Consider the following 215-nt stretch of genomic DNA (forward strand, 5'->3'; position numbering starts at 1 on the left):
CCGAACTCCGGGAGGACGGCGGTGTAGTCGGACACGTCGTAACCGCCGTCCCGCAGGGGGGACTTGAAGAACGGCGGCAGCCACAGGCAGTCCACGCCGAGCCACTGCAGATAGTCGAGTTTGGCGGTCAGGCCCTTCAGGTCGCCGACGCCGTCGCCGTTGCTGTCCTGGAAGGAACGGACCAGGACCTCGTAGAAGACGGCGCGCTTGAACCA

At 66.0% G+C, this 215-nt stretch carries 1 protein-coding gene; it reads right to left on the reverse strand.

Features of this window, described 5'->3' with window-relative positions:
- Positions 1-215: alpha-amylase family glycosyl hydrolase (locus tag JK361_RS40855; protein WP_262419106.1), on the reverse strand; the 215-nt coding region annotated here is incomplete at both ends.

Source organism: Streptomyces musisoli (genome assembly GCF_016741855.1).
In the GTDB taxonomy this organism is placed as follows: Bacteria; Actinomycetota; Actinomycetes; order Streptomycetales; family Streptomycetaceae; genus Streptomyces; species Streptomyces musisoli.